Here is a 24,951-nt window from a genome sequence, read left to right on the forward strand (position 1 = left end):
ATGAACATTATAAAATAACTTGATCCCATGCAGAAAGCATGCTTCTGAAAGCCCAGGCCGTCGCGAAATCATTCGGCCCCGTAAAGGTCCTGACCGACGCAAGCATCCAGATCAACGAGGGGGACAGCATCGGTCTGATCGGAATAAACGGCGCGGGCAAGAGCACTTTTCTGAAGATCTTATTGGGGGAGCTGAAATGCGACACGGGGGAACTGATAAGATATACGGATGACGTGGGATATCTTGAACAATTTCCCGAGTCATCCCCGCAGTTCACCGTAAGGGATGTTCTCGGAAGGCCGTATGGCCGCATCGAGAACATAAAGAGGAAGATGCGGGAGATAGAGGAAACAATGGCATCCGGAGGCAACGTCGACTGGAACAATCTGGCGGCAGAATATTCCCAGCTGGAAAGGGACCTCAAAGAATCAGGCATTCAGGATGAGGGCAAACTTGCCAGATCTCTAAAAAAAGTAGGTCTGTCCCAAGATATCATGGGGCGCACCATGGATTCCCTGTCGGGCGGCGAAAGGACGAAGGTCATGCTCTCAAGGATACTTGTCCAGGCGGATGACTGCGACCTGCTGGTGATGGACGAACCCACCTCACACCTGGATGTCGAGACCGTCGAGTGGCTCGAAGATTACCTTCTGAAGTCTCACTGTTCTCTGCTGGTGATAAGCCACGACCGCTACTTCCTGGACAAGGTGGCCGTCAGAATGACCGAGATATCGTACGGCAGGACAAGAGAATACAAAGGTAACTATACCGACTTTGTAACAAAGAAGATGCTCGATCTCGACCGGATGGAAAAGGAATATAAGAAATATGTAAACAATAAGAAAAGGCAGGAAGAGATAGCCGAACAGTTACACAAAGACCAGTGGTATCTCACCACACACAAAACAAGAGAGAAGCTGATATCGAAACTTGAAGAAAAAGAGAAACCCGAAGAGAACAAGGAGATAACGGTCAGGATACAATCCGCCCCCAAATCCGGAAAGAACGTTATCACCTGCAAAGGATTATCGGTGGAACTGGGAGGGAGAACGATCCTTGAGGATGTCGAACTCGACATACACAAAGGGGAGAAGATCGGAGTCTTCGGATCCAACGGGGAAGGCAAATCGACCCTCATCAAAGCTCTGCTGGAGGAGATACCCAGCAAAGGCGAGCTGTGGGTGGCCCCGGGAGCGAAGATAGGGTATTATTCTCAGAACCACGAAGGACTGGACCTCGGCCTGACGGCCGAGGAACAAATGCTGAAAATCATCGGCAAGGAGAGGAGAGGGGACGCGCGTTCGATACTGTCAAGGATGCTCCTCACCGGGGAAGATGTGGACAGACCGGTCAAGACCCTGTCCGGCGGACAAAGGGCAAGGGTCGCGCTGTGCATGCTTTTATTGGAGGAGACCAACCTCCTTGTTCTGGACGAGCCCACCAACTATTTGGACATTCCCGCAAGGCATGCTGTCGAAGAGGCGCTGAACGAATACGATGGAACAATAATAGCCATTACCCACGACAGGTATTTTTTGGATACGGTATGCACCAAAGTGGCGGAGGTCAAGGACAAGCATGTGAGGATGTTCAACGGCACGTACTCGGAGATGAGGGGCAGGCCGAACACGAAAGAAGTGGTCATGGACGCCGATGAGTACAAGGTGATATCACCCTTCACCAACTGGGTGACCGGAAAGAAGTATGCCAAGAACGACAAAGTACTGATAGCTCCGGCGGAGACCCCAGGTTTCCAATGGGCGCTTGACCAGGGCAAACTGAAAAAGACGGGCGGCCGTCAGAGGAAGAAAGTATCTACGACAAAAGACGAAGAAAAATAACACGAAGCGCCGAATAATTTTTTACTGATAAGATTATACGCATCTGGGTGTATTGTTGGAAGAGGTAGCAATTCTTTTGAATATGACGATCCTCCTGCTTGTTGCGGGGATATGTTCAGTCCTATTCATGAAATTGAAGATGCCTCCTATCATAGGATATCTCGCCGCCGGCATAATCCTTGCGAACTATTGGGCGGACGGGTCCGAAGAGACCGAGACCATCGTAAGCATCTTTTCCTCAATAGGACTGGTCCTCCTGATGTTCTGCGTCGGCATGGAACTCAATTTAAAGAAATTGAGGAAATCCGGAGCATTCGCCGTATTGATAGCTCTGATCCAGCTGCCGCTTATAATAATCGGAGCCTATCTTTTCGGTATTTTCATAGGATGGGATCCGATCCAATCTATCCTCTTCGGAGCCATCATCTCCGGATCCAGCACCGCTGTCGTAACAGCCGTTCTCAAAGGCCAGGGGAAACTTTCAAAGGAAGACGTGGAGACCATAATTCTGATCACTGTCATCGAAGACGTCGCACAAGTGATCATACTGTCCATGGCCTCGCCCCTGCTTGTGGGAAGCGTGATGGAATTGGACTCCATAGTGTGGATGTTCATGATAATCCTGATATTCATGGTCTCGGCGGTCTCGATAGGCATACTCTTCATTCCGCGCGCACTCGACTGGATAGCTTCCAAGATGCCGGACGAGATATTGCTGGTCACGGTCGTGGGCATGTGTTTCGCAATGGCGCTGCTGTCGGTCTGGATAGGAATGTCCATGGCCATCGGCGCATTCCTCATGGGGGTGGTGGTATCTCAGGCCAATTCAAGAACCACCATCGAACATGACGTGACGTCGATGAAAGACATCTTCATGGCCATGTTCTTCATTTCGGTCGGCCTGAAGATAGCTATCAGCGACATCGTCGATAATATCACCCTGATAATACTGATATTCGTAGTATATGCGGTCCTTAAGTCGTCAAGTCTGCTTCTTGCATACTTCATAGGGAACAAGCCTCTGCGTATAGGCTTCATGTCCGCCGTAAGCCTTGTGGCCATGGGAGAATTCGCCTTCATAATAGCGAAAGCTGGGTTGGACGCGGGAGTGCTGTCCGATTCTTTCTACGCTTCCGTGATATGCGCCGCGCTTGTATCGATGGTGGTCCTGCCGATCATGTCGCAAAATTCAGGTAAGATCTGTGACTTTGTATACGGTCATGCTCCGAAACCTGTTCTCAGCGCCGTCAGGAGAGCGGAGTCCATAAGGGATGACCACTATGCGAAGATAGCGCTTTCGTCCAAGTCAACCTCATCCAGATTCAAAGAGAGGGCCACGATCGCATATCTGGATGTCCTTTTGATATTGGCGATAGAGATAGTGTTCCTGGTATTCACGTCAGATATGACGAATTTCCTGCACGGCAATGTGGAGAATTTGTCTTTCAGTGCGTGTTATACGATAATTTTGGCGGTGAACTTCGTAGCGGTGGCGATCCCTCTGTATAATCTGATCAAAAATCTTAAGTTCGTAGAGAAGGTCCTTATCGACTCGGAAAGGAAGGCCGAGGCAAAGGGAGAAGGCAACCTTCAGCGCAGATCCATAAGATTCTATAAAGCGTTCGTGAGGATAAACAACTGGACGCTTGTGTTCCTCATTGACTTTGTGATATTGATCCTTGTGCCGAACAATGTCGGACTGATCGAACACATATGGGCAATGCTATGCGGAATCGGAGTAATAGTGCTGATCTATGCCTACAAACACAGAGCAGGCACAGATTGATCAGCGGTTTTCTTAATCGTCGAACGGGTCTTCGCCGGCCAGCATATCCTTGTACATTGTGTACAGTTCGTCGGAGGAGATGCTTCTGTGAAGCTTCACGGCGCCTTTCCTCACTCTTTCCAGGAGGTCGATGGCCTCCTGATCGGAGAGGGTGATCCCCCTGTGCGACAGGTCGGTGACGATGGTATTCCTTCCGGAGTGCTTACCTATCACGATCCTCCTCTCAAGACCTACCTCGCTCGGATCGTACGGCTCATAGTTCTTGGCATCCTTTATTATGCCGTCAGCGTGGATCCCGGCCTCATGCGCAAAGCAGTTGGCCCCCAGGAATGGTTTGGAGATGCCGATCTCCCTTCTGGAGGCCATCGACACGAACTCTGCCAGCGGCTTAAGTTTCAGCGAATCTATGCCGGTGTTTTTGTTGAACAGATGCTTGCATGCCATGACGGCCTCTTCGAGAGGCGTGTTGCCCGACCTTTCGCCTATGCCCATGACGGTCGTGCTGAGGAACCTTGCTCCTGCCTTGACCCCCGCTATGCAGTTGGCGGTCGCCATGCCGAAGTCGTCGTGGGTATGCATCTCAACCTCTATCCCGACCTCTTTGATGATACGCCCCACTCTTTCCGCGCATGTGAACGGGTCCTCCCTGCCGATCGTATCGCAGTATCTGAACCTGTCCGCGCCGGCGGCCTTGGCGGTCCTCGCGAACTCAAGCAGGAAGTCCATATCCGCCCTGGAGGCATCCTCCCCGTTGCATGAGATATATAAACCGTGGGATTTAGCGTGTGAAACGCATTTGTCTACCTGTTCAAGGATCCATTCTCTGCTTTTCTTCAGTTTGTGCTCGATATGGATATCTGAAGAGGACAGTGAGATGGCGACGGAATCGACGTCGCAGTCTATGCTTGTGTTTATATCGTCGATATTAGCGCGGTTCCATCCGAGCACCGAAGCATTGAGCTTCATGTGTGCTATGTGCTTGACCGCCCTCTTTTCATCGGCTCCCATCGCGGGAATGCCCGCTTCTATCTGCTGAACGCCCGCTTCGTCCAAAAGCTGGGCTATCCTGTATTTTTCTACGTTGGAGAATACGATCCCTGCCGCCTGCTCCCCATCTCTGAGCGTGGTGTCGCAGACGCACACGTCGAATTTCTCAAGTATGTTATTAACTTCTTCTGCCGTTTTCATTTTTCTAATTCCCCCTAGAAACCATCTGGTCAGAAAACATTCGGTTGGTTGATTAGTTGCTAAGGGTAGAGCGTGCGTATATGATTAAAAACTTTCTGATGCCCCCTCAAAACATGTAGTTGAATTTACAGGAAAAAGGTTCAGTATTGCTTATATCTCAATAATGCGCCCATCCCGCCTAGCGCTGAAAGCACTTTCCCGGAGTCATGCTGTCCGGATACGATCAGGACCCTCCCCTGCTGCGATTCCACAGTCCTTATGATATCGTCCATGTCCTGCTCCCTCAGCTTCGAGTCCAGGATGAGCAGGGTTTCCACCGCTCCGGCATTTGCGGCGTCCGCTACCTCGTTCGGGCCGTATGTTGCGAGGCCGTCCTTTCCGATCTCCGACATAAGCTTCTCTACCGCCTCCATCTCCATCCCGACCGAGGACTCCCTCAGTATCGCGGCGCCCATTCCAGTCTTGATAAGTTCGTTGACGCCGGCCATTCCCGACTGGCCGGTGTGGTGCACGTGTATCCCTTTATATCCTTGGCCCTTCAGGTCCTCGGCGAGGGATTCCTTTTCAAAACCCGGGCCGAGGAGCACTATCGGCATATCATCCGAAACGAGGGGCTCGATCTTCTGTATGATCTCTTTATGGTAGCCGTCCTCTTTGGTCTTTTCCTCGTATTGTTTCCCCGACCTCATTGATCTGATGGCGGCGATCTCCTTCAGCCCGAATTGTCTGAGCACGGCTATCACGGCGTCATCCTGGTCAAGGGAGATGAACAGTATCTTTGGTTTCCTTGATTCTTTTACCGCCCTGTCCAATCTGCCGATCTGCGAATCCTTCCATTTCGTCTTTGTTATCAGAAGGCTCTCTCCCACTTCGAATATCAGCGTATGATACTGACCTATGTCCTGCGGCCCGGTCTCGATCGTCCCCAGGACCCTGAGCCTGATGTCATCTTCCGAGAACTCGATCTTCTCCGTCCTTATGCCGAGGATCATTCTTTTCTTCTCGGACCTCTCCGCCCTCAGTTTGTCCGCCGGCTTATCTTCCCTTCGGGTAGTGGAGGCGGTGACCAGATCCCCCTTCTCCAGGACGTTGAAAAGGTGCCAGACGTCCTCGTCAGCCTCCAGCATGATGCTTATGCTCCCGTTGTCGGCGTCTTGTTCGAGGATCCGCATGAATATCCTAAAGAGCTCCCTCTTTATTCCTATTTCGTTCAAAATAAGGTGGTTTGTCGGGTATTGGACAAGAGAGGATTGAGGCTGTCAGGACCGTTCCCAAGATATTAAATAGGGTCGCCATCACTGGTTTATCCTCGATGGCGAAAAGTTATTTGGTCCTCGAGGACGGCAGCGTATTCGAGGGAGAGCCCTTCGGGCACAGGGCGCCGGCGGCGGGCGAGGTCGTATTCTCTACCGGCATGTCGGGTTATCAGGAAAGTCTGACAGATCCCGCGTCCAGAGGTCATATCATTGTCATGACCTATCCTCTGATAGGCAATTACGGGATAAACGATGATTTCTACCGGTCGGAGACCGTGCAGGTAAGAGGCTTGGTGGTTCGCGAATACTGCAAAGAGCCGTCGCCGATGTACGGCGGCAGGACCTTGGACGAACTTCTCAAGCGCGATAAGGTCCCGGGTATATCCGGAATAGACACAAGAGAGTTAGTGATAAAGATCAGGACCGCGGGGACGCTCAGAGGAGCCTTCACCGAAGATAAGGACAATATAGAGGATTTGATCAAAGAACTTAAACGCACGCCTTTCCCATCGGAAAGCGACCTAGCGGGAGAGGCATCATGCAAGCGCATTGAAAGACACAGTTTTGGGAAGGATGCCTGCGTGGGTATTTTGGACCTCGGGGACGGGAACGGGATAGTTAAGGACCTGGCTCAGAGATTCGACGTCATAACATTCCCTTACGATACCCCGGCGGATGTGATAACCGGCCATAAGGTCAGAGGCGTAATTATCTCAGGCGGTCCCGGGGACCCGTCGCATCCCGTGATGCTCAGAACGGCGGTCCGGGCGGCCTCGGAACTTTCTTCTCAGATACCTCTGTTGGGAATATGTCTGGGAGGCCAGGTCGCCGCGGCGGCTCTGGGAGGTAAGACCTATAAAATGAAGTTCGGCCACCACGGAAGCAATCAGCCCGTGAAGTTCGACGGCAGGGTGTTCATAACCTCTCAGAACCACGGATTCGCGGTTGACGGAAGCAGTCTTGAGAAGGACCTTATAGCCGACCAGATAAACGTCAACGACGGTACGGTCGAAGGCGTCAGGCACAGGGACCTTCCATTCTTCACGTCGCAGTACCGCCCGGAGGCGTCTCTCGGGCCGGGGGACACATCGTTCCTCCTCAGCAGATTCACTAAGGCGGTCAAGGAGGGGCGCACATGAAGAAGGATTACAAGAAGCTAATGGTGATAGGATCCGGCCCCATAGTCATCGGCCAGGCGGCGGAGTTCGATTTCTCCGGGAGCCAGGCTTGCCGCTCGCTGAAAGAAGAAGGCTACAACACCGTGCTGGTCAATTCCAACCCCGCGACGATACAGACGGACCCGGAGACGGCCGACAGTGTTTACATAGAGCCGCTCCGGGCGTCAGTGGTCGCAAAGATAATCGAGAAGGAGGGGGTGGACGGCATCCTTTCCGGAATGGGCGGACAGACCGCCCTGAACATATGTTCGGAGCTTGCGGACAGCGGGGTGCTGGAAAGCCTGGGCGTATCGCTGATAGGGACCCAGCCGGACGCAATCGCGATGTCGGAGGACCGTGAGCTTTTCAAGGAGACCATGGAGAGGATAGGGGAACCGGTCCCTCTGAGCAGAAGCGTGAACACCATCCAGGAAGCCATCGAGGCCGCGAATTTCATAGGGAAATACCCTCTGCTGATCAGGCCGGCATATACGCTCGGCGGAACGGGAGGCGGGATAGCGTATGACGAGCAGGAGCTCATAGAGATATGTGCCAGAGGGCTTGCTTACTCACGCATACATCAGGTGCTGATAGAGGAGAGCGTCCTCGGATGGAAAGAGTACGAGTACGAAGTGATGAGAGACTCCAAGGACAACTGCATCATCGTATGCAACATGGAGAACCTGGACGCAATGGGTATACACACGGGGGAGAGCATCGTGTGCGCCCCGTGCCTTACATTATCGGATAAGGACCACCAGAGGCTGAGGACGGCCTCTCTGAAGGTCATAAAGGCGCTCGGGATAGAGGGAGGATGCAACGTACAGTTCGCTTTCAACCCGGAGAACGGAGATTACAGGCTGATAGAGGTGAACCCCCGCGTATCAAGATCGTCTGCTTTGGCGTCGAAGGCAACCGGATATCCCATAGCGAGAGTGGCGACGAAGGTCGCGGTCGGGTACACACTGGATGAGATACAGAACAGGATAACCGGCACGACCTACGCCGCTTTTGAACCGGCCATCGACTATGTCGTTGTAAAGATACCCCGCTGGCCCTTCGACAAGTTCAGAACCGTAGACAGACACCTGGGGACGCAGATGAAGAGTACCGGGGAGATAATGTCCATCGGCCGTACTTTCGAGGAGGCGCTCCTGAAAGGATTAAGGTCATTGGAGATAGGCGTCAAAGGCCTTGACAGCGTCGATATGACCGATGAGGAGATAGCCGCCGAGCTCACCCACGCCACAGATAAACGCATATTCGCGATGGGGGAGGCGCTGAGAAAAGGCTGGGACCCTGAAAAGGTCGCCGATATGACAAAGTGGGATATCTTTTTTGTAAGAAAGCTCGGCAACATAGTCGCAATGGAGAAAAAGATCAAGGACGGGCCGCTCACCCCCGGTATTCTGAAAGAAGCAAAGTATATGGGATTCTCCGACGAGAAGATATCGGAGCTCACTGGAGCACCGGAGCCAGACGTAAGGAAAAGAAGAACATCTGATGGTCTGACGCCAGTATACAGGATGGTGGACACCTGTGCGGCCGAATTCGCCGCCGGGACGCCGTACTTCTACTCAACGTACGGAATATCCAGCGAGGTCAAAAGGGACGACAGCAGAAAGAAGGTCCTGATCATCGGCGGCGGCCCGATAAGGATAGGCCAGGGGATAGAGTTCGATTACTGCTGCGTGCACGGTGTGATGGCCCTTCAGGAAGAGGGCGTCAGAGCGGTAATAATCAACAACAACCCCGAGACGGTCTCCACCGATTACGACGTATCCGACTGCCTGTATTTCGACCCAATAACAATGGAGGATGTCCTGAACGTCATAGAGGCGGAAGATATCGACGGCGTCATCGTGCAGTACGGAGGGCAGACGAGCGTGAATTTGGCGGTGGATCTGGATGAGGCGCTTGCCGGAACAAAGACCAAAGTGCTCGGTACCAGTCCGGATAATATGGACGTCGCCGAGGACAGGAGAAGGTTCTCGAAACTGATGGACGATCTGAGAATAAAACAGCCGATGTCCGGCACCGGCTACTCCTTCGAAGAGGCAAAGGGTATAGCGGAATCCATAGGATACCCGGTACTGGTAAGGCCGTCCTATGTTCTGGGCGGAAGGGCGATGGAGATCGTGTACTCAACGGGGGAGCTGCAGACGTATGTGGAGACCGCGGTCAGAGTGTCCAGGAACCACCCGATACTCATTGACAAATACCTCACGGAGGCGATAGAGATCGACGTGGATGTGGTCTCCGACGGCAAGGACGTGTACATAGGCGGGATAATGGAGCACATCGAGTATGCGGGCTGTCACTCCGGGGACGCGACGATGGTGCTTCCTCCTTTCACCCTGTCCAAAGAGATAATCGACGGGATAGTTGAGATAACATACAAAGTGGCTTTGGCGCTGGAGATAAAAGGCCTTATGAACCTTCAGCTGGCGGTCAAGGACAACGAGATATACATGATCGAAGCGAACCCGAGGGCGTCGCGTACGGTCCCCTTCATATCAAAGGCCACGGGGATCCCGCTGGCTAAGATAGGAACGAAGATCATGCTCGGAAAGACCCTGAAGGATTTCGGGCTGTCCGGATATAAGGAGATAGATCACTATGCGGTCAAAGCTTCCGTCTTCCCCTTCCTGAAACTGCCAGGTGTGGACTCCATACTCACGCCGGAGATGAAAAGCACGGGCGAGGTCATGGGCATCGACCAGGACTTTGACATCGCTTACTACAAGGCCCTGACAGCCGCCGGGAACAAGCTGCCGACGGAAGGCGGGGTCTACGTCACGGTCAATGATTCCGATAAGGAGAGGGTGCTGCCCGTGGCCAGAGAGCTCTCGGAGATGGGCTTCACCATCTACGCGACCAAAGGCACGTCAACGCATCTCAGGGAGAACGGAGTGGAAACGACGACCGTCTTCAAAATAGACGATAACATGAAACCCAATGCCATCGGGCTGATGAGGGAAGGCAGGATAAATCTCATTATCAACACACCGTCTCAGAAATCCGGGCCGGTAAGGGACGGGCATAAGATGAGAAGGCTCGCCGTTGAACTGGAGATACCTTTCCTGACGACCATACAGGGCGCGGATGCGGCGGTAGGCGCGATCAAGGTCGCCAAGGATCAGAACTTCATGGTAAGATCTATGAAAGAGTTCCACACTCTCTGATCATTTGGCCTTCTTGCCTTTATTTTTGAGTGCAAAGAAGAACGCAAAGGCAATGAGGACCAGTATCACCAGTATGAGCAGGAGCGGAATGAGAATGTTGTCGCTCTGAGCAGAACGACCGCCGGAAGTGGTGAATGATGTTTCTCCCGCAACGTTGAAGGAGGCCCCGGGTGTGAACTGGACCCCGTTCATGTATATGGTCGGCAGGTCGGAGTATCCGGGCGCCGACCTGATGCTTATTTTGTAAGGTGCGCCGTATACGCCGAATTCCTCAAAGGAGCTTCCCTGTTCTATGTCATTTACCACCCACCTTATGCTCTCGTTCTCAGTTGAGAATATCCTGTAGGTGCGAGGGGTCACTCCTCCGTAGACGTTGGTGCTTCCGATCTGTATGTCGGAAGTTTCCGTCACCGCCTTGCCGGAAGAATCCGTCCAGCCGGTAAGAATATAGTCCCTCAGGTCAGAGGTCGAGGGAAGCACAATGTTCCGTTTCCCAGTCTGGTCTTTATATTCTGTGGCGTAGACCTTACCGCCTAAAATGAATTGAGTGGATGTATTTGCATACCAGATGTTCTTCGAAGCGAAGCTTGATTCTCCGTAGGCCAGGACGTACGCTGCGCTCTCAAGGATCACTCTTCCGGATATCAAGGCGCTGTTCCCCAATTCTGTTGTGAGGACAGGGGCGTTCCCTATGGTCAGAACATCATGTATCCTGAAAGTGCTCCCTTCGGAGATATCCAGCTTTCCCGTGACAACAGTGTTATTGGCGTTGACGGCGGAATTCAAAGCACCGCGGCCCACAGTCATTGTCCCCTCGATGAACAGTCTCCCCATCCCTAAGCTTGACAAAGTGCTGATCTTCCCGGAGCCGATGCTGAAGGTACCCCCTTCCTGTACCGTTAACGAACCCGACACAGAGGCGGTATTCCCTTCGTTGTCTATCGCCATCATACCTTCGCTGGCCACAACGACGGAGCCTATGACCGTGAGATTCCCTGAGGAGATGAGCGTTCCTTCTACGATCAGCGTTATGTTTGCAGAGATTCTGAGTGGAAAGCCCGCGTCGTCCAAAATGACGCCGGACCTGATCACGGCGTCTCTTGAGAGCACCGTGTCCTCAGGCAAAGTTACCGTATCTCCTGTGACGGCGTTCTCAAGCGCCGCAGCAAGGTCGATGGGGGCCGCATCGCTTCTGTCCGCAGCATCATCGCTGAGAGATACGAAGGCTATCGACCCTACCAGTGCGATAAGGCCGAAACAGATCAGCAGACTTTTTTTCCCGAGCACATTCCTTCCCTTAAAGCGGGTATTGCCATGCACATATAAAAATACTTAACGGCGGCCTCAAAGCATCTTCAGTTCGCCAGTTATCTTATCCAGAACGGAGGATGCGGCGGGACCTATCCCGAGGCACGTATATGTCCCAGGCTCCAATTGAGTTCTCCCCGCGTCGCAGACGACCGAGTTATTCAGGCCCTGGACGTCGGCCACCGCCTTGAAATCGAAAAGCTCCCTCTCGGAGTCAACCCTCAAGACTATCTTTGTCTGGCCGCTCAGCATCCATTTGTCGAATGCTGAGGAATCCTTCTTCTTGATGCTGAGGGCGCAGTTTACGGCCGCGTGCGCAGCCTGTGCAGCGATCTTCCCTCTGCCCATCTTCAGGTCATTTCTCATCAGTATGACCATTTTGAAGTCTTCATCGCGCAGACCCAAGATGCGGAACATAGAGGGAAGAATGCGGTGGTTGATGATAAAGCTGTCAGTATGTCCGATCAGCCGGACGGTCGGGATCCGAGCGCAAACTAATTAAATAAACGTGAGACGATGCTATATATGAAAATAGCGGCTCTCACAGAACGGCGGGGCGTGGTTTTCAAAGGGCGGTGATGGGTACTTATGTCTAAAGCAGCTTCGATTATCTCTTTGGTCTGTGCGCTTTTGCTTATGGGGGGCATAGGAGGATATGTCGTACTGGTCGAAGATGGCGAACATGATCATGAAGAAACGAAAGTGACAGTAATAGAGGACAATGATCTTACCATTCACTTCTTGGAGTTAGGAAATAAATACACAGGAGATTGTGTCTATATCAATTACGGTGAGGTGGACATCCTCATTGACGCAGGTTCGCGCACGAGTTCATCGGAGACGATAATCGACTACATCAATGAACACATACAAGACGGTAAAATAGAATACGTCATAGCGACGCATGCGCACCAGGACCACATTGCAGGGTTTTACAGTACAAAAACCAGCGCGGGAGCCCCTCTTACTGAGGGAGTCCTTGACGCTTTTGAAATAGGGACAATCATAGATTATTCTATGACGAACAGCACCAGTGCCACACGCAGTAATTACGAAAATACAAGGGATGGTCTGGTCGCCAATGGCACCGAACATTACACCGCGTTGCAATGTTACAAAGAATCGAAGGAGGGTGCACAGCGCGTATATGAGCTGGGTCCCGGCGTGACAATGGAGATCCTATATCAGCGCTACTATGAGAACAAATCGAGCAGCGAGAACAACTATTCTGTCTGCATAATGATCACACAGAACGGCAATCAATATCTGTTCACAGGTGATCTGGAAAAAGAAGGAGAAGACGCACTAGTAGACTATTATCAGGAAAATCACGGAGGCCTGGGTCACTGTGTACTTTTAAAAGGCGGGCACCATGGCTCATCTACCTCATCCCATCCGAAGCTGCTTGAGGCCATTACTCCTGAATATGTCATAATCTGCACCTGTGCCGGCTCGTCAGAATATTCCTCCACCATTCCGAATCAGTTCCCCACGCAGCAATTCATCGACAGGATCGCAGAATACACAGACAAGGTCTATATCACCACCCTCATAGTCAACTACAGCGGCGGTGTGTATGAGCCGTTCAACGGCAACGTCGTCTTTATGATGAAGGACGGGGAAGTGACCATCACATGCAGCGGCAACGATTGGGTGCTGAAAGACTCCGACTGGTTCAAGGATAATAGGGCCGCCCCGGACGCTTGGAAGTGATAAAAAGTGTAGCACCTATATACTTTTAATCGGTAAACCCGTTGACGTATCATGGCCATGATCGACATAGAATACAGGCATTCGTCCGAACCTCCGGAAGATGAGAACTTGAGAAGGTGGTCGATAGAGGAGATGTCGGATTATCTCAGGGGCCTTGTGAGCGAGATGCTGCTTTCCGACATATCCTCAAAATTCATCAGCACCGAAGGGGAAGGACCGAACACGCTGTTCATAAACGGGAAGAATATAACGGACATCCTCAGCGGGTTGGATATCAAAATGCTCGATTCGGAGGAAAGCTGCGACCAGGGGAAGGTCAATATTGTGAGCTTCGGACGTCCGACCCTTGACTGGAACAAAGATGTGATCGAGGATATACCCGACGTCCTGGTCAAGAACGCGATATCGAAAGCCTACGCGGACGTAGTAAAAGACAGAATCCTTTAATTGGGTGACCATATCTACGCCTGATGTTCGAGACAGTAAGAAGAGACGGACTTGCCAGGATAGGAAGGCTGCAGACCAGGTCAGGGGTGCTGGAGACCCCCGCGCTTCTCCCCGTGATCAATCCGAAGATATGCACTGTTTCCCCCAGGGAACTGTATGATGAGTTCGGCTTCTCCGCAATTATAACGAATTCTTACATCATAAAGAACACGCCGGACCTGAAAGCAAAGGCCCAGGAGACGGGGCTCCATGATATGCTTGACTTTCCCGGAGTGATAATGACCGATTCAGGAACATTCCAGAGCCATATGTACGGCGAGGTCGAGGTCACGAATGAGGAGATGATCGAGTTCCAGAAAAGCATCGGGACGGACATCGGGACGGTCCTCGACATCTTCACCGAGCCCTACTGGACAAAGGAACAGACGGCGCAGTCCATCGAGATAACGCTTGAAAGGACGAAGGAAGCCTGCGATATCAAAGGGGAAATGATGATCAACGGAGTGGTCCAGGGCTCCGTATATCAGGATCTGAGAGAGGACTGCGCAAAGAGGATGGCCCCGATGGACGTCGACGTCCATCCCATCGGAGGGGTCGTCCCCCTTATGGAACAATACAGATACCTTGAGCTTGTCGATGTTGTGATATCCTCCAAAAAAGGGCTGAACCCGAACAGGCCGGTACACCTCTTCGGCGCGGGACATCCCATGGTGCTCGCACTCGCGGCACTGATGGGATGCGATCTCTTTGATTCTGCGTCCTACGCGAAGTTCGCAAGGGACGACCGGATGATGTTCATAGACGGAACCTACCGCCTGCAGGATATGCAGTCCCTGGACTGCAACTGTCCGGCATGCCGGGGACTTAGTTTGGAAACGATCAGAAATATGGACAGGAAGAAGAGGGAAGGCGTCATCGCGAGACACAATCTATACCAGATAGCGGACGAGCTGGCACTTGTTAAAAGGTATATCTGTGAGGGCCGTCTTTGGGAGCTGGCCGAGATCAGATGCAGAGCGCATCCCGCAATGCTCGACGCGCTGAGGCGGCTGGAGGAACATCAGGAGTTCATGGAAAGGTATGATCCGATCAGCAGGGACGGCGCCATGTTCTATACCGGGGCGGAAACAAGAGGGAGGCCGGTGTTCGGAAGATACATATCCAGGATAATGGAGAGATATGTTCCCCCGACAGAAAAGGCAGCCCTTTTCTATGACGAGGGGAGCAAGCCGTACGGCAGGGCGATGGCGGCGGATTTCGACAGAGCGAGAAGGGCAGGGTACACGCCGGTCGTCATCTCGCCGTTCGGACCGGTCCCCGCCGAGCTGGATGAGATATATCCGATAGCGCAGTCCGTGTTCCCGAGGGTGCAGGATGTGGACACGCTGATGGAATCGGAGTCCTCCGCCGTCAGATTCCTCGAATGCAAATTCCGCGAAACGGCGAACGGCCGCGATATCGGCGACGGCGGAACAGAAGAATATGACGCGGACATGATCCGGGCCAAGGCCGTGTCCAGATATCAGTTCGGTATCGAGGCCACCGACGCTCTTTTCACTGGGAAGATAGAGTTCGTCATCAGCAAGAACACAGGGAAGATAAGGAACGTCATTTCGGACGGGGAACACATCCTTTCCATGCGGGCGGGGGATGGGCTGTATACCTTAAGAAAAGAAGGGGCGGACAGGATAGCGTCCGCCGTTCCCGCGCCGTTCATGAGGGTCAGGGTTGCGGACGACGCGGTTCCTTTCGTATCGGAAGGGAGGAATGTGTTCTGCCAGTTCGTCACGGAATGCGACGGCGGCCTGAGGCCTATGGAAGAGGTGATGGTCACCGACGCAAATGATAAAGTGATAGCCACGGGCCGCATGATGCTGGTGGCGGATGAGATAAGGTCATTCAAAAAGGGAGTCGCCGTCAAGGTCAGGAGCGGGGCCGGAGACGAGGCCTGAGGCCTCCTCGGCGGCCTTCACGCAAGCCATAAGATCGTCCGCGGTATTCCGCATGGTGCCGGCGTTGTCGGCGGTTATCTTCATGATCAGCATACTCCCGCACAGCTCTGTCGAAACATACCCTTCGTTGTCAGGGGATACGGAATCGAAAACGGCTTTCGCCGTTCTTTCGTCATCGTATTGAATGCGGAGGTCCAGCTTGATCACGGTTCACCTCTTTTGTTCCAGTATGTATTTGCAGATAGCTTCTCCGGCTTCTCCGGTGGTCAGTTTCCCGCCCAGGTCCGGCGTGGTGAGCTTGTTGTCAAGGCAGTATCTCACCGATCTCTGAAGCATCTTTCCCTCTTCGGGGTAGCCTTGGTTCTCGAGCAGCATCTGCGCGGCAAGCACGGCGGCTATCGGATTGGCCTTTTTCTGACCCGCGATGTCGGGGGCGGATCCGTGTATGGGCTCGAACATGCTGACCCCTTTCGGATTTATGTTGCCGCTCCCACCCATGCCCAGGCCTCCCTGGAGCTGTGCGCCCAGGTCGGTGAGTATGTCCCCGAATAAATTCGGGACCGCTACGGTGCCGAAGGTCTCCGGTCTGACTATCATCGCCATCGCCATCGCATCCACGTACATGAAGTCCAGACCCATCCCGTACTCCTTGGACTTCTCTTCGAATATCGCCCTCTGCATCCCGTAGATGTGGGTGCAGACGTTCGCTTTATCCACGAGCGTGATCTTATCCTGGCCTCTCGCCTTGGCATAGCTGAAGGCATAGTCCGCGAACCTTGTGATGCCTTTCCTTGAAAGCAGCCCTATCTCGAATGCGAAATCGTCGTTGTTCGAAGAATTGGTCCTGAGCTCCATCTCAAGATCGTACATCTCCCTTTTGACCCTGACATGCGCATCCTTCCGGCTTCCGCTGAAGGTCCCTCCCGCGCCCATATAGAAGTCCTCGGTGTTCTCCCTGAGGAAATGTATGTCGAAGGGGACCTCCCTCTTCAGCGGCACCAGCGGGAACCAGGACGTCACCGGCCTCAGGTTGATGTATTGGTCGAACACCGCCCTCATCTTAAGGAGGATGCCCTGTTCCAGTATTCCCGGTTTGACCCTCGGATCCCCTATGGCCCCGAAGTATATCGCATCCTTCCTCCTAAGCTCGGCTATGTCCTCGTCGGTGAGAAGCTCGCCCGTATCCAGATACCTTTCCGAACCTATGTCGAACAACTCTCCGTCATAATCGAAAGATGATATCTCACAGACGGCATCCAGGACGCTCATCCCGGCATCGATCACTTCCTTTCCGATCCCGTCGCCGGGTATTATCGCAAGATGCTTCAAAACTTACCCTCCCTGACCATGTTGACCAGCCCTCCGCACTCCATCAGCTGCGCTATGAACGGAGGATACCGAGGGAATACGGATTCCTTTCCCGTGTCAGTGTCCCTGACCTTTCCGCTGTCGGTGCACACCTCCAGCGTACCGCCTTCCCTGACGTCGGTCCCGCATTCGATAAGCAGCAATCCGATGTTCATCGAGTTGCGATAGAAGATGCGCGCGAAGGATTCCGCCACGATGCAGGAGAATCCCGCCTGTACCAGCGACAGCGGAGCGTGCTCTCTGGACGATCCGCATCCGAAGTTCTTTCCCGCCACCAGTATGTCGCCTTTCCCTATCTCTTTCGCAACGCCGGGCCTTACTTTTTCGAATATAAAATCGTTAAGATGGGTGAGATTCGCGGACACCAGACGCTCCGCCGGTATTATCTGATCAGTGTCAACGTTATCCTCAAACCTCCAGACCTTTCCCTGTATGTTCACCATCAGCATCCCTCCAGTTTATCCGGGGTGATTATTCTGCCGGCTATCGCAGAGGCCGCTACGACCTCCGGCCCTGCCAGATAGACCTCTGAATCCTTGTCCCCCATCCTTCCGATGAAGTTCCTGTTCGTTGAGGAGACGGCCTTCTCTCCCGCTGCCAGAATGCCCATGTATCCTCCCAGGCATGCGCCGCAGGTCGGGCCGGAAATGAACGCGCCCGCGTCCAGGAATATCTGCATCAGCCCTTCGTCCAGCATCTGCCTGTATACTCTCTGGCTTGCTGGGACGATTAAGAACCTCACGTCCGGGTGCACTTTCTTCCCTTTCACGATCCTCGCCGCTATGCGCATATCCTCGATGCGCCCGTTTGTGCAGGATCCCAGATACGCCTGGTCTATCCTCACGTCGGCGTCCTTCACGGCACGGCCGTTGCTGGGCAGGTGGGGGAATGCCACCATGGATTCTATTTCGGAAAGGTCGTATCTCAGGACACGGCAGTATTCCGCGTCCGGGTCCGCTGAAACGGGAGAATATGCGCCCCTCACGGTGCCTTTGATGTATTCTTCGGTCAGGCCGTCGCAGGGGAATATTCCCGCTTTCCCTCCGGCCTCTATCGCCATGTTCGAAACGGCCAGTCTGTCGGACACGCTCATGTTCCCTACGCCGTCTCCGTGGAACTCGAACGCTTTGTAGTTTGCTCCGTCCACTCCTATGTCGGTTATGATCTTGATTATCAGGTCCTTTCCGCCGACATCCTTTTTGAACTTGCCGGAGAGCTCCACTTTGATCGTTTCCGGCACCTTGAACCATAGCTTTCCCGTTGCGAACGCGACCGCAGCCTCAGTGGAGCCGATACCGGTCGAGAACGCATTGATGCCGCCGTATGTGCACGTATGGGAATCGGCGCCCACTATGAGCCTTCCGGGAGCCGCGAATCCCTCCTCGATCATGAGCTGGTGGCACACTCCGCCCTTCCCCACTTCGAAATAGTTGTCTATCTCGTGTTTCTTGACGAAAGTCCTCATCTCCTTGGCCTGCTCCGCAGAAGCGACGTCTTTGTTGGGGACGTAGTGATCCGGTATGATGACCATCCTGTCCTTGAGCATCTTCTTCGATCCGATCTTCTCATATTCCCTGAATGCGATGGGTCCGGTGACATCATTCACCATAACATAATCAATTTCCGCAATGACTATCTGTCCTGCTTTAGCATCTGTCCCAGATCTGTTTGAGAGTATCTTCTCGGCGATCGTCTTACCCATTATGCATCCCTCCTTCTCGCGAAGTCTCTGTTTATGGCGGCCATCATCGCATCCACGGATGTCTCCACGATATCCAGGCCGACCGCTTTTCCTACGGATAAAGCACCGTCGTTCTGCACGTCCCTGACCGCCACGGTCACTTTACAGATCGAATCGCTCTTACCGGTTATTGCGCTCAGATTGTATTCCTCCATGGTTATCTTGTCGTTGATAGCTTTCCGTATGGCGTTTATCGCCGCGTCCACAGGCCCGACGCCCGTATCGGCGGCCGTCCTTTTATCATCGCCGCCTATCGTAACCGTGACGACGGCCGTGGATGTGGTGTTCTTTCCCGTCAGTACCGTCAGCTCGTCCAGAGAGACGGTGTTCGTTTTGGTGTCGTTCTTCCACATGATGTTGTCCACTATCGCCAGCAGTTCGGCATCGTCGATCATTTTGTCGCCTATGGCGATCTTCTTGGTCATAGCCAGCAGTTCCGGCATACTGTCCGCGGGGAACTCGACGCCCAAGGCGTCCAGTCTGCTCTGTATCGAATGTGCGCCGGAGTGTTTACCTATGATTATTGCCCTGTCCGCGCCCACCATCTCCGGCAGGAAGGGTTCATATGTCAGGGAATTGCTCATCACGCCGTGCACATGTATCCCCGACTCATGGGCGAAAGCGTTCCTTCCGACGATCGATTTATTGCCCGCAATATTGAAACCGGTGATCCTTTCCACCAGTTTCGACGTCTGACCGATCTTGCTCATATCTATTGTCTGTATGCCGTAGTTGGCGAACAGGTTCACCGCAACTTCTTCCAAAGCGGCGTTGCCGGCCCTTTCGCCTATGCCGTTCATACAGACATGGCAGATCGTCGCCCCCGAATCGATGGCGGCCAAGGAGTTGGCTACAGCCAGACCCATATCGTCGTGGCAGTGCACAGAGATAGGCACATTCACTGCGCTTTTCAGCTCGCCTATCAGATACCCCATCGCGCGGGGCGTGATGACGCCAACGGTATCAGGTATGTTGATCGAATCCACACCGGCATCCTGAACATCTTTCAGTATATCTTTCATGAAACCCAGGTCGGACCTCGTTGCATCCTCGCATGAGAACTGCACCTCCAGGCCGTGGGCCTTGGCGTATTCGACAGTCTCCACTGCCCTGGCCTTTACCTGTTCCGGCGTCATCTTCAGCTTGTACTTCATGTGCAGATCGGAAGTCGCGATGAAGGTGTGCACCATACCCGCCCCGGCGTCGATAACGGCGTCGATATCGGACCTTACGGCACGTGCCAGACTGCATATTTTTGTATTCAGATTGGATCTCGTCAGCTCTGATATTATCTCTTTTTCCGTTTCGCCCGAAGCGGCGAATCCAGCTTCTATGATGTCCACTCCGAGGTCATCAAGGGCAATGGCTATGCGTATCTTGTCCTCCGGGCTCAATGCGATCCCAGGGGCCTGCTCACCGTCCCTCAGAGTGGTATCGAAGATTGTAACATCCTTGATGGGGCCCACACCGGAGAGCGCAAGCTGGTTGTAATGGCTCACAGCCAACATTTTTTCCAAATTCTTAGCGCTTTCACTGGTTTGTTGCGTTTTCATAAAAACCACCAAACCGTCACTGCTTTCACTGATTTACTTAAGAAGAATAAGTTCAGTCTTTAGCTTGAAGATCATTTTAGACCTCTGACGGTAGCACTCCATTGGAGAAACTGTATTTAAAAGTTAGCCATCTTTTTGTTCCCATGTGGGAAATAGAATATACTTTTCGTTCTCTATTTTAATATGGCCGCTTATTGGCTTACCGTTATAAACCCATCCCGCAAAAATGTAACCTTCTTTGCTTATAGTGGGTTCAGGCATTATATTGTAGCCACATCCTATTATTAGAGGATCTACTGGACCATCTCCTACTTCTGTCTCAAAATATCTCACATATGTAACGCCGGGGAATGAACAATTTTCTATAATATCATAATATCCGTCTCCATAAACAGCAACACCACTTTCCGGCCCATAGCCATCTGGCAAAGGCAAATCAAAAGGAGTGTGTATTCTAACCTTTTCATCAGATCTTACTTGTATGATTCGAGGGGCGTTTTCTGCATTTCCTTCTTCAAACACAAAGCACTTATTTCCAACATCCACAATTAGATTTGGTCCAAAGAACACATCATGTGTCATTGGATCCCAAATAGACCTTATAGACAGGTCGCTCCTCACAGACGATGAGGCAATATCCCAGCCAGCAAAATAATATGCAATCCTTTTGGGGGCATTCTGCGGTAAAGGAATCGCCGCTCCGCCTATAACAAAGAATGTTTCATAAACAGAATTATGGCTGTTGAACACGACCTTATATATCGAAGGGAGCGCGGCGTCTTTACTGAATGTGAATCCCTGGGCGGAATACGCCGCCCCGTCCAAGCCCCTTATTGTGTCCATATAGTTGCCCGGCATACTGTATCCGGTTGACGCGGAGATAGTTATCCTGTCGCCGGGGCAGACGAAGACCGTTTTGGCGCTACTGCCGTTCATCGTTACATTGTCTCCGGCTGTGACCTTTGATACGGACGGGAAGGCGGTATTGCCCGTAATGCGGTACCCTTTCCCCTCCGCTTTGAACCCGCCCGTTATCTGGCCGTTGAATGTGCTCGGTATGATGTATCCTTCGGCAGGCTCAATTAGGATGAGGTCCTCCACGGTCGCTCTGGACACCGGTGCCCCGTTCACAAATGCGGTTATGTTCTTCCCAGCGGCGATGCTGTACTGGACCAGTTCGACGCCTGTAACGGTTATGACATGGTTGTCCCTCACGTCCTCTACCAATACCGCTCCGTCGATCGGCCTTTTCACATCCACTCCGTTTATATGGATGCCGAAATCGGATGTCTCCCCCCATCCCGGAAGAAGGGTGTACTGCATAGAATACGGTTCTCCGTGGTGGACGCTTTCCGCCGATGATGTCAGGATGTACCCTCTCTGCGGCTCAGGCAGGGTTATGCTGTGCATACGCCTGTCGTGCACCCCGGTGACGGTGACGATCTTATCCTCTTGTATATCGAAAAGATGTATCTCCTTCAGCGCGTCCAGTTTCATGGGGTTGCCGTTGACGGCGATGACCAGGTCATAGTCGACATGGCTGGGCAGAAGGGAGTACGTGAGTATCGAGATGCCGCCTTTGGCCACCATCATGCGGTCCGCCGTTATGGTGTATCCGTCCTGTTTTTCCGGAAGTATAATGGCGTACATATTGGAATTGATGAACATTGCGTAAAAGGAGAGGTTACCTTCCACTTTCAGCTTCGCCCCCGACTGGAATATCGTGCCCGACAGGTCCGGTTTGGTGTTCCAGCCTAAGAATCTCTCAGAAGCGCCGTTCGCGTCGATATCATCCTCGACCACTATGTAAGCTCCGGCAGGCACCTCCAGATCCCGGACCATCTCTCCGTTTTTGTAATATCTTAGTTCATAATTCGTAGCAACGGATGCGCTCCCGCCCTTATTGTCAGGCGGGCCGTTATCGTTCATGAGGAAAAGCACGCCAGCTAAACCTAATACCGCTGCGATGGCGGCGACGCCGATCAAGATAGCGATCGCATGCCTCCTGCTGATCTACTCCCCCCCTGCTCCGTATCCGGCGCGAGACGTGCGTCGGCTGAGCTGTATGGTATGGATATGATATATATTTAAAAGAGGAGTATAACGGATCGATCAGGGTCGGAGATCAATCCTTTTTCTCCGGGTCTTTGACCGTTTCAGGCTCCGGCACCTCTGCGGTTTCCTCCGGCGCTTCTGTTTCGGCAGCAGCATCGTCGTCGGCCGCTTCCTCTTCCGGCTCTATGGCAGGTACATCTTCGGCCAGAGGCTCTTCCGCCCCCTTTTTCTTTTTCTTTCCCTCTTTGACCCAGGCCTCATCATCGAAGGACCCTTTTCCGATCCTCTTCTCAGCTTTCTCCTCGTATATAAGTTCGCGGAGCTTCTCCCTGTCCCTCTCCTCGCCCTCTTTCCTCTTCCTGATAGATTCTTTCAGCTCCTCCTTTGCGGCGGCGCGTTCTTCTTTTGGAAGGGCTTTGATCTCCGTCTTTCGGTTAGATTCATACTTTTTTGCAAGGTACTTGTCGGTATCGATCTTTTTCTTAAACGAATCGATCTCGTCCTGCTTTGTCTTAGTAATTTTAGCATGCCTTGCGGTTGCCTTTGGCTGGTATCCCTTCTCACTGGCTTTGGGAGTGTCTTTCTTTTTTGACGCCATGATCATAACTCCGAAGATCGATGATGCTTAATGCGTGCGGTAATTGCCGTCCGCCGATTTAAAACCAACAGGCGGAAAAATCGGGACGGCCGTCTTTGGGACGGCCTAAGGTTCACTGGGCGGATTTCCAGTATTTGTGGAGGTTGCAGAGTTCCCACGCGACGACGACATTCGCATCCGTCTTGAAGAACGCTTCCGGCGCGTCGCCCGGTTTGAGGTATTTCCTCATCAGGATGCCGTCCGCGCATATCTCGATGAACACTATGTAATGTTCGGGCGTCATGGGGTGGGGCGTCTCTTTACCGACCTTGACAAGCACTCCTCCGTCCTTCTTTTCGATGTAAGGAACATGCTTCTCCTTTGTGAAATCTGCGGTCTGAGGCTCCAGTTTCGTCATCTCTTCCCCGCAGCACTCAGGAATGGGTCCTCCCGCCGAGTATAACCCCTCCACATGGTTCTTGCAGGTCTCGCACATGTATATGGCTCTTTTCTCTACCTTTGATATTTTAATCACCGCCTCCGAATCTTTCTATAGAGTATATTACTCATTCGTTGCACTTAAACGGTTTATAGTGCTTAGGACATGTACATTCATGGAGATACCTGCTTTATATTCTGTTTTCAAGAACGGCGAGGTGAGGTCGGCACCGGTGAGGTTCGACGGCACCCGCATATCTTTTGAGACGGAGCCGGCGCCGCCGGCATATTCGGCGGATGAGACGGAGGACAGGATGCCGATCCTGGTTGTGGATATGAGAGGGCTCGGCAGAAAGGAGATGGACGACCGCCTCATCACCGATATGAAGTTCCCGGGAAGCGATGTCTGGCTCATGACCCACATCAAAGACGTTGAGGACGTCTTCGACTCTTTCATGGGCGATATAGTAAAGCTGCTGATCCCCTACCATACCACAAGGAATGATCTCGTCATGAGCGAGGCCTATGAAGTGTCCGAGCACTGCATGCCTGTTCTGTTCGTCTCCCAAGGAAGGGTGCTGTGCAGAGGGGAACAGACAACGGATATCAGGGAAGCGATGGAAGGGCTGGCTGGGAGGGGATTCCTGGAGACCGCGGTCCTGGATACGGATTCTCTTTTGAGGGCGGAGGACTGGGCATACCTTTACGACAGGTTCCCGGAGCTGATACCGTTCGTCAGGAAGAAGGACGGGCCGGCGGGAGACATAGGGTTCCAAAAGATCATTGTCGATCTTTGAACAGGGCCAGACCGATCTCGTTCCCGTAATCGAAGGACGGCTTTGTCACGTCCGAGATCTCTTTCTTGTCCGTGTTTGTTATCTCCAGATGTCCGAGCCATTCCATACCGGTCGTGTTGGAGAATGCTTTGAAGATGGACACAGTGTTCGAAAAACGGGGGGACGGCCCTCCTCCGGAGAGCAGCGCGGCCGCGAACGCCGGGTGCCCTTTGTCCTTGAACCAAGCGGGCTGGAATCTGTCGATGACGGTCTTGACCGCCGACGACGGGCCGCTGAAATGCGTGGGCGTCGCCAGAACGAGCAGACAGCTTTCTCTGAAGTATCGATAGATTGCATCCATATCGTCGGATATGTTGCATTCCCCCTCGGCGGAGCAGGCGCCGCATCCTGTACAGTGTTTTATGTCCATTTCTATGGGAAAAATGATCTCCGAGGTTATGTTGTGAACGGCCAGACCTTTTGAGAAGGAGCGGCACATCTCGGATGTGAATCCTCCGTCCCTGCTTCCGCAAACGATCAAGGCTTTCATATGATGCAATAATATGATGCACTCCTTTTATATGTTCTGAGTGATTCTGGCAGTTGTAAA

The 24,951-nt window shown here is 52.7% G+C and carries 21 protein-coding genes; 8 read left to right on the forward strand and 13 right to left on the reverse strand.

Features of this window, described 5'->3' with window-relative positions:
• Window positions 1–38: 38 nt before the first annotated feature.
• Window positions 39–1,841: an ATP-binding cassette domain-containing protein gene (locus tag FWG96_05595; protein ID MCL2032723.1), complete on the forward strand. Its 1,803-nt coding sequence runs from the start codon at window positions 39–41 to the stop codon at window positions 1,839–1,841.
• A gap of 55 nt (window positions 1,842–1,896) precedes the next feature.
• Window positions 1,897–3,627, forward strand: coding sequence for a cation:proton antiporter (locus FWG96_05600; protein ID MCL2032724.1), 1,731 nt, complete (start codon window positions 1,897–1,899; stop codon window positions 3,625–3,627).
• Between the two features lie 12 nt (window positions 3,628–3,639).
• Here FWG96_05600 and nifV read toward each other — a convergent pair whose 3' ends face one another.
• Window positions 3,640–4,815 carry a homocitrate synthase gene (gene nifV / locus FWG96_05605; GenBank protein MCL2032725.1) on the reverse strand — a complete coding sequence of 392 codons (1,176 nt, stop codon included), beginning with the start codon at window positions 4,813–4,815 and terminating at the stop codon, window positions 3,640–3,642.
• A 140-nt stretch (window positions 4,816–4,955) separates the two neighbouring features.
• The gene (locus tag FWG96_05610) at window positions 4,956–6,029 is read right to left on the reverse strand and encodes an mRNA surveillance protein pelota (GenBank protein ID MCL2032726.1); all 1,074 of its coding nucleotides are present in this window, start codon (window positions 6,027–6,029) and stop codon (window positions 4,956–4,958) included.
• Window positions 6,030–6,127: 98 nt separating this feature from the next.
• On the opposite strand from FWG96_05610, the gene carA reads away from it, so the two are divergent.
• Together carA and carB are read left to right on the forward strand one after the other, a co-directional pair.
• Window positions 6,128–7,210 (forward strand): glutamine-hydrolyzing carbamoyl-phosphate synthase small subunit, encoded by a 1,083-nt coding sequence (gene carA, locus FWG96_05615; GenBank protein MCL2032727.1) that lies wholly within the window; start codon window positions 6,128–6,130, stop codon window positions 7,208–7,210.
• On the forward strand, window positions 7,207–10,413 hold the full coding sequence (gene carB / locus FWG96_05620) for a carbamoyl-phosphate synthase large subunit (GenBank protein MCL2032728.1): 3,207 nt from the start codon (window positions 7,207–7,209) through the stop codon (window positions 10,411–10,413). The genes carA and carB overlap by 4 nt, the downstream gene beginning before the upstream one ends.
• Here carB and FWG96_05625 read toward each other — a convergent pair whose 3' ends face one another.
• A complete protein-coding gene (locus FWG96_05625; protein MCL2032729.1) occupies window positions 10,414–11,700 on the reverse strand; it encodes a hypothetical protein in 1,287 nt (428 codons plus the stop codon).
• Between the two features lie 57 nt (window positions 11,701–11,757).
• Complete coding sequence (gene pth2, locus FWG96_05630) at window positions 11,758–12,138, reverse strand: peptidyl-tRNA hydrolase Pth2 (protein MCL2032730.1); 381 nt, start codon at window positions 12,136–12,138, stop codon at window positions 11,758–11,760.
• A 171-nt stretch (window positions 12,139–12,309) separates the two neighbouring features.
• Between pth2 and FWG96_05635 the strand changes: the two genes are divergently transcribed.
• From FWG96_05635 to tgtA, 3 genes are read left to right on the forward strand one after another with little or no spacing between them, the layout of a single operon-like run.
• A complete protein-coding gene (locus FWG96_05635) occupies window positions 12,310–13,434 on the forward strand; it encodes an MBL fold metallo-hydrolase (GenBank protein MCL2032731.1) in 1,125 nt (374 codons plus the stop codon).
• A 51-nt stretch (window positions 13,435–13,485) separates the two neighbouring features.
• Window positions 13,486–13,881, forward strand: coding sequence for a hypothetical protein (locus FWG96_05640; GenBank protein MCL2032732.1), 396 nt, complete (start codon window positions 13,486–13,488; stop codon window positions 13,879–13,881).
• Window positions 13,882–13,904: 23 nt separating this feature from the next.
• The gene (gene tgtA, locus FWG96_05645) at window positions 13,905–15,833 is read left to right on the forward strand and encodes a tRNA guanosine(15) transglycosylase TgtA (protein MCL2032733.1); all 1,929 of its coding nucleotides are present in this window, start codon (window positions 13,905–13,907) and stop codon (window positions 15,831–15,833) included.
• On the opposite strand, the gene FWG96_05650 is transcribed toward tgtA, so the two are convergent.
• The 8 genes from FWG96_05650 to FWG96_05685 all read right to left on the reverse strand — a co-directional run bounded on the left by FWG96_05650 (window position 15,777) and on the right by FWG96_05685 (window position 23,662).
• Window positions 15,777–16,040, reverse strand: coding sequence for a hypothetical protein (locus FWG96_05650; protein ID MCL2032734.1), 264 nt, complete (start codon window positions 16,038–16,040; stop codon window positions 15,777–15,779). The genes tgtA and FWG96_05650 overlap by 57 nt on opposite strands.
• 3 nt (window positions 16,041–16,043) lie before the next feature.
• A complete protein-coding gene (locus FWG96_05655; protein ID MCL2032735.1) occupies window positions 16,044–17,162 on the reverse strand; it encodes an isocitrate/isopropylmalate family dehydrogenase in 1,119 nt (372 codons plus the stop codon).
• Window positions 17,159–17,644: a 3-isopropylmalate dehydratase gene (locus tag FWG96_05660; GenBank protein ID MCL2032736.1), complete on the reverse strand. Its 486-nt coding sequence runs from the start codon at window positions 17,642–17,644 to the stop codon at window positions 17,159–17,161. The genes FWG96_05655 and FWG96_05660 overlap by 4 nt, the downstream gene beginning before the upstream one ends.
• A complete protein-coding gene (locus FWG96_05665; protein MCL2032737.1) occupies window positions 17,644–18,903 on the reverse strand; it encodes a 3-isopropylmalate dehydratase large subunit in 1,260 nt (419 codons plus the stop codon). Before FWG96_05665 ends, FWG96_05660 begins: the two co-directional genes overlap by 1 nt.
• Window positions 18,903–20,450 carry a 2-isopropylmalate synthase gene (locus tag FWG96_05670; GenBank protein MCL2032738.1) on the reverse strand — a complete coding sequence of 516 codons (1,548 nt, stop codon included), beginning with the start codon at window positions 20,448–20,450 and terminating at the stop codon, window positions 18,903–18,905. Before FWG96_05670 ends, FWG96_05665 begins: the two co-directional genes overlap by 1 nt.
• A gap of 168 nt (window positions 20,451–20,618) precedes the next feature.
• The gene (locus tag FWG96_05675) at window positions 20,619–22,481 is read right to left on the reverse strand and encodes an InlB B-repeat-containing protein (protein MCL2032739.1); all 1,863 of its coding nucleotides are present in this window, start codon (window positions 22,479–22,481) and stop codon (window positions 20,619–20,621) included.
• Window positions 22,482–22,620: 139 nt separating this feature from the next.
• On the reverse strand, window positions 22,621–23,148 hold the full coding sequence (locus tag FWG96_05680) for a hypothetical protein (protein ID MCL2032740.1): 528 nt from the start codon (window positions 23,146–23,148) through the stop codon (window positions 22,621–22,623).
• Window positions 23,149–23,260: 112 nt separating this feature from the next.
• Window positions 23,261–23,662: a desulfoferrodoxin gene (locus FWG96_05685; protein ID MCL2032741.1), complete on the reverse strand. Its 402-nt coding sequence runs from the start codon at window positions 23,660–23,662 to the stop codon at window positions 23,261–23,263.
• 79 nt (window positions 23,663–23,741) lie between these two features.
• On the opposite strand from FWG96_05685, the gene FWG96_05690 reads away from it, so the two are divergent.
• Window positions 23,742–24,362, forward strand: coding sequence for a hypothetical protein (locus FWG96_05690; GenBank protein ID MCL2032742.1), 621 nt, complete (start codon window positions 23,742–23,744; stop codon window positions 24,360–24,362).
• On the opposite strand, the gene FWG96_05695 is transcribed toward FWG96_05690, so the two are convergent.
• A complete protein-coding gene (locus FWG96_05695) occupies window positions 24,346–24,891 on the reverse strand; it encodes a flavodoxin family protein (GenBank protein MCL2032743.1) in 546 nt (181 codons plus the stop codon). The genes FWG96_05690 and FWG96_05695 overlap by 17 nt on opposite strands.
• Between the last annotated feature and the right edge of the window lie 60 nt (window positions 24,892–24,951).

Source organism: Candidatus Methanoplasma cognatum (assembly GCA_009777615.1).
In the GTDB taxonomy this organism is placed as follows: Archaea; Thermoplasmatota; Thermoplasmata; order Methanomassiliicoccales; family Methanomethylophilaceae; genus Methanoplasma; species Methanoplasma cognatum.

Bases quoted from the DNA above. Each gene is read 5' to 3' on its own strand.
- carB (MCL2032728.1), top strand. From the start codon at position 7,207: ATGAAGAAGGATTACAAGAAGCTAATGGTGATAGGATCCGGCCCCATA.
- tgtA (MCL2032733.1), top strand. From the start codon at position 13,905: ATGTTCGAGACAGTAAGAAGAGACGGACTTGCCAGGATAGGAAGGCTG.
- FWG96_05660 (MCL2032736.1), bottom strand. From the start codon at position 17,644: ATGGTGAACATACAGGGAAAGGTCTGGAGGTTTGAGGATAACGTTGAC.
- pth2 (MCL2032730.1), bottom strand. From the start codon at position 12,138: ATGTTCCGCATCTTGGGTCTGCGCGATGAAGACTTCAAAATGGTCATA.
- FWG96_05595 (MCL2032723.1), top strand. From the start codon at position 39: ATGCTTCTGAAAGCCCAGGCCGTCGCGAAATCATTCGGCCCCGTAAAG.
- FWG96_05695 (MCL2032743.1), bottom strand. From the start codon at position 24,891: ATGAAAGCCTTGATCGTTTGCGGAAGCAGGGACGGAGGATTCACATCC.
- carA (MCL2032727.1), top strand. From the start codon at position 6,128: ATGGCGAAAAGTTATTTGGTCCTCGAGGACGGCAGCGTATTCGAGGGA.
- FWG96_05680 (MCL2032740.1), bottom strand. From the start codon at position 23,148: ATGGCGTCAAAAAAGAAAGACACTCCCAAAGCCAGTGAGAAGGGATAC.
- FWG96_05640 (MCL2032732.1), top strand. From the start codon at position 13,486: ATGGCCATGATCGACATAGAATACAGGCATTCGTCCGAACCTCCGGAA.
- nifV (MCL2032725.1), bottom strand. From the start codon at position 4,815: ATGAAAACGGCAGAAGAAGTTAATAACATACTTGAGAAATTCGACGTG.
- FWG96_05690 (MCL2032742.1), top strand. From the start codon at position 23,742: ATGGAGATACCTGCTTTATATTCTGTTTTCAAGAACGGCGAGGTGAGG.
- FWG96_05635 (MCL2032731.1), top strand. From the start codon at position 12,310: ATGTCTAAAGCAGCTTCGATTATCTCTTTGGTCTGTGCGCTTTTGCTT.
- FWG96_05665 (MCL2032737.1), bottom strand. From the start codon at position 18,903: ATGGGTAAGACGATCGCCGAGAAGATACTCTCAAACAGATCTGGGACA.
- FWG96_05670 (MCL2032738.1), bottom strand. From the start codon at position 20,450: ATGTTGGCTGTGAGCCATTACAACCAGCTTGCGCTCTCCGGTGTGGGC.